The organism is Neorhizobium sp. LMR1-1-1.1, from assembly GCF_040675795.1.
In the GTDB taxonomy this organism is placed as follows: domain Bacteria; phylum Pseudomonadota; class Alphaproteobacteria; order Rhizobiales; family Rhizobiaceae; genus Neorhizobium; species Neorhizobium cellulosilyticum.
On record NZ_JBEGHE010000046.1, the window covers coordinates 1 to 2,828 of the forward strand.

A 2,828-nucleotide genomic window follows, 5' to 3' on the forward strand; every position below is an offset into this window, starting at 1 on the left:
GTACCCATCCGAGGTGGGCCGCGGGACTTAATGGGGCTCGCGTGGTAACGTTGGGTTCATGGAGATCGATAAGGACAAAATCGACGACGCGGTGCTGGCGTTGCTATGGCTGACGCTTCACAACGAGCGTTGCGCCTGGAAGGGGTTTGACTGGGCGACGACTGATCGCTTGTATCAGAAAGGCCTGATCGGCGATCCGGTGAACAAGTCGAAGTCACTGGTGCTGACGGACGAGGGTCTGCGCCGGTCGGAGGAGCTGTTTCGCAAGCTGTTTACGCGGCAGCCGGTAATGCCGCCGCCTTGATCTTCTTCCACTTCCAGGGCAAGAGCTCATGCAGGCGGGAAACTGGAAGATCGGCGATGCGAGCGAGAATGTCGGCAAGCCAAGCCTTTGGGTCGATGTCGTTGAGGCGAGCCGTCGTAATCAGGGTCAGCATGATGGCGGCACGGTCGGCACCGCGATCGGAACCGGCGAAGCTCCAGTTCTTTCTGCCGCAAGCCACGCCGCGCAGGGCTCTTTCCGCCGCGTTATTCGTCATGCAGATCCTGCCGTCATCGGCGTATCTGGCAAAGTCGGCCCAGCGCGACAGCATGTAGTTGATCGGTTCGATGACCGGTGAGGAGCGTGAGAGGCCCTCCTGTTCCTGGCGCAACCAGGCCTCCAACTCGATGAGCAGCGGCTTGCTCTTTTCCCGGCGCACGGCAAGCCGTTCCTCGGCGCTTGTGCCGTTGATATCGCGCTCGATGTCAAACAACGCATCGATGCGTTTGACCGCCTCCAACGCCGTCGCCGAGACAGGCCGTGCGCCTTTACCCCGGCGAGCACCACGAGAGACGTCGGCCAGCTCGAAGAACTTTCGCCGTGCATGGGCAAAGCAGAAGGCCGGCGTCACCGGTATTTGTTTCTTTGTCCGATCGAACAGCGGATTGAAGCCATTGTAGCAGTCGGCCTGCAGGATACCGGTGAACTCGGCCAGATGTCGTTGCGGATGTTCGCCACGCCGGTCGCTGGAGGCATAGAAGACGGCGGCTGGCGGCGCGAGCCCTCCAAAGGGCCTATCGTCGCAAACGTAGGTCCAGATCCGGCCGGTGATGCACTGCCCCTTGGCCAGGATCGGGATGGTTGTGTCGTCGCCATGCAATCGCTCGGCCGCAAACACGTGGGTCTCGATGAGATCGAAGAGCGGCTTGACGGCGGCGCTGACGTAGCCAACCTGGTCGGCAAGCGTCTGGGTGGACAGATCAATTCCCTCGCTGCGGAAACGCCGGCTCTGGCGGTTGAGCGGCTGATGCTCGGAGAATTTGTCGAAGACTATAGTGGCGAGAAGGTTCGGGCCGAGAAAGCCGCGCGGTGTGGCATGGAACGGCGCCGGCGCCTGGCTGATGCAGCCGCACTCCCGGCAAGTAAACTTATCGCGGACGGTCTCGACCACCTTGAAGCGGCGTGGGATCTCCTCCAGCGTCTCGGTAGTATCCTCGCCCAGCTTCGACAGCCGTTCGCTACCGCAATGGGTGCAGGCGCCAGGAGCTTCGATGACGACACGTTCCCGCTCGATATTCTCTGGCCAAGGCTTGCGCACCGGCCGCTTGCGAGTGAAGGCCCGAACGGTCTGGCTTTTGGCAGAGGCCGCTTCGGACGCAAGCTCGTCCTCGGTCGCGTCGGCGACCAGTTCTTCCAGCTGCAATTCCATCTGGTCGATCAGCCGCTGGGTGCGCTCTCGGCTTGGACCGTGCTTGTCGCGTTCCAACTTGGCGATCAGCAATTGCAGATGGGCGTTGAGCGCCTCGATGCTGGAAAGCTCTGCCTTGGCTTTGGTCGCTTCTGCCTCAGCCTGCAATCGCGCCTCGCGTTCTGCCAGCAGCGCGGCGTGGGCGCTGGCAAGATCGTCGGGAAGGGAAAGCGGCGGCAACGACATGGCAATATAGGAACATATTTCTTCAACGAATTCAATGAAGAAGGCGCTCAAACCCTTGTCGGACGCCAAGTTTCCTGAGGGGCTCGCCAGTCAATTCCGGATAGCAAATAGGAAAGCTGCGCCGGTGTGATCGCTACCGCGCCGCCGTCTGCATTCGGCCAGATGAACCGGCCGCGTTCCAATTTTTTCGTGAACAGGCATGCGCCCTGGCCATCATGCCAGATCATTTTTATCAGGTCACCTCGGCGCCCCCTGAAGCAGAACAGATGACCGCCCAGCGGGTCATGCTTCAACACCTCCTGCACCCGAAGGGCCAGCGAAGGAAAGCCGCACCGCATGTCTGTATGTCCGGTCGACAGCCAAACCTTGATCCCTGTTCCCATCGGAATCGGGTTCATCGCAACGTCTCCAGACCCCGCATAATCCGCAGCAGGACGTCCACGTCGACATCCCGACCGACGATCACACGCCGGCCGTTCGCACTCACCACCTCCATGCGACCGGGCCCGGTGGCAGAAGGCGGCACAGCGACAGTCGCCGTAGGCGGCGTATTCGCGACAACAGGCTCGGCAACAACGATCGCTGGAACAAATCCGTTCCCCGAGCGGGGAACAAGCCGTCCTTCCCGCGCGGCCCTGCGCCAGGCATTCAACTGCCAGCGCGTGATCCCATGACGCTGCGCCGTGGCCGTCACCTGCCGCGGGCCGTTATAACTCTCAGCCACGATCGCCAGCTTCGACTCATCCGTGAAACGCCGGCGACGCCCGCTATCGACAATCTCCATCCGGCTGAAATGCCCGGTGAGATCATTCGTCAAGTCCATGTGTGAAGCACCGTCTATATTGCCGTCTATATAGACAGAGCATCCACACTCTCACTCACTGCACAATGCGGCCCAACTCGGATGCGTAC

4 protein-coding genes are annotated in these 2,828 nt (G+C 61.2%); 1 reads left to right on the forward strand and 3 read right to left on the reverse strand.

The window, feature by feature from the left end; genetic code table 11:
• Positions 1-58 precede the first annotated feature (58 nt).
• Entirely contained in the window at positions 59-304 is a 246-nt protein-coding gene (locus MRBLMR1_RS23195) for a DUF6429 family protein (protein ID WP_148148646.1), read from the forward strand.
• Here MRBLMR1_RS23195 and tnpC read toward each other — a convergent pair.
• The 3 genes from tnpC to tnpA are packed head-to-tail and all read right to left on the reverse strand — an operon-like array spanning position 273 to position 2,739.
• Positions 273-1,916 (reverse strand): IS66 family transposase, encoded by a 1,644-nt coding sequence (gene tnpC / locus MRBLMR1_RS23200; protein WP_148148647.1) that lies wholly within the window; start codon positions 1,914-1,916, stop codon positions 273-275. The genes MRBLMR1_RS23195 and tnpC overlap by 32 nt on opposite strands.
• A 47-nt stretch (positions 1,917-1,963) precedes the next feature.
• Positions 1,964-2,314, reverse strand: coding sequence for an IS66 family insertion sequence element accessory protein TnpB (tnpB, locus tag MRBLMR1_RS23205; RefSeq protein WP_148148644.1), 351 nt, complete (start codon positions 2,312-2,314; stop codon positions 1,964-1,966).
• Positions 2,311-2,739, reverse strand: a complete 429-nt coding sequence (gene tnpA / locus MRBLMR1_RS23210; RefSeq protein ID WP_500066488.1) for an IS66-like element accessory protein TnpA — start codon at positions 2,737-2,739, stop codon at positions 2,311-2,313. Before tnpA ends, tnpB begins: the two co-directional genes overlap by 4 nt.
• Between the last annotated feature and the right edge of the window lie 89 nt (positions 2,740-2,828).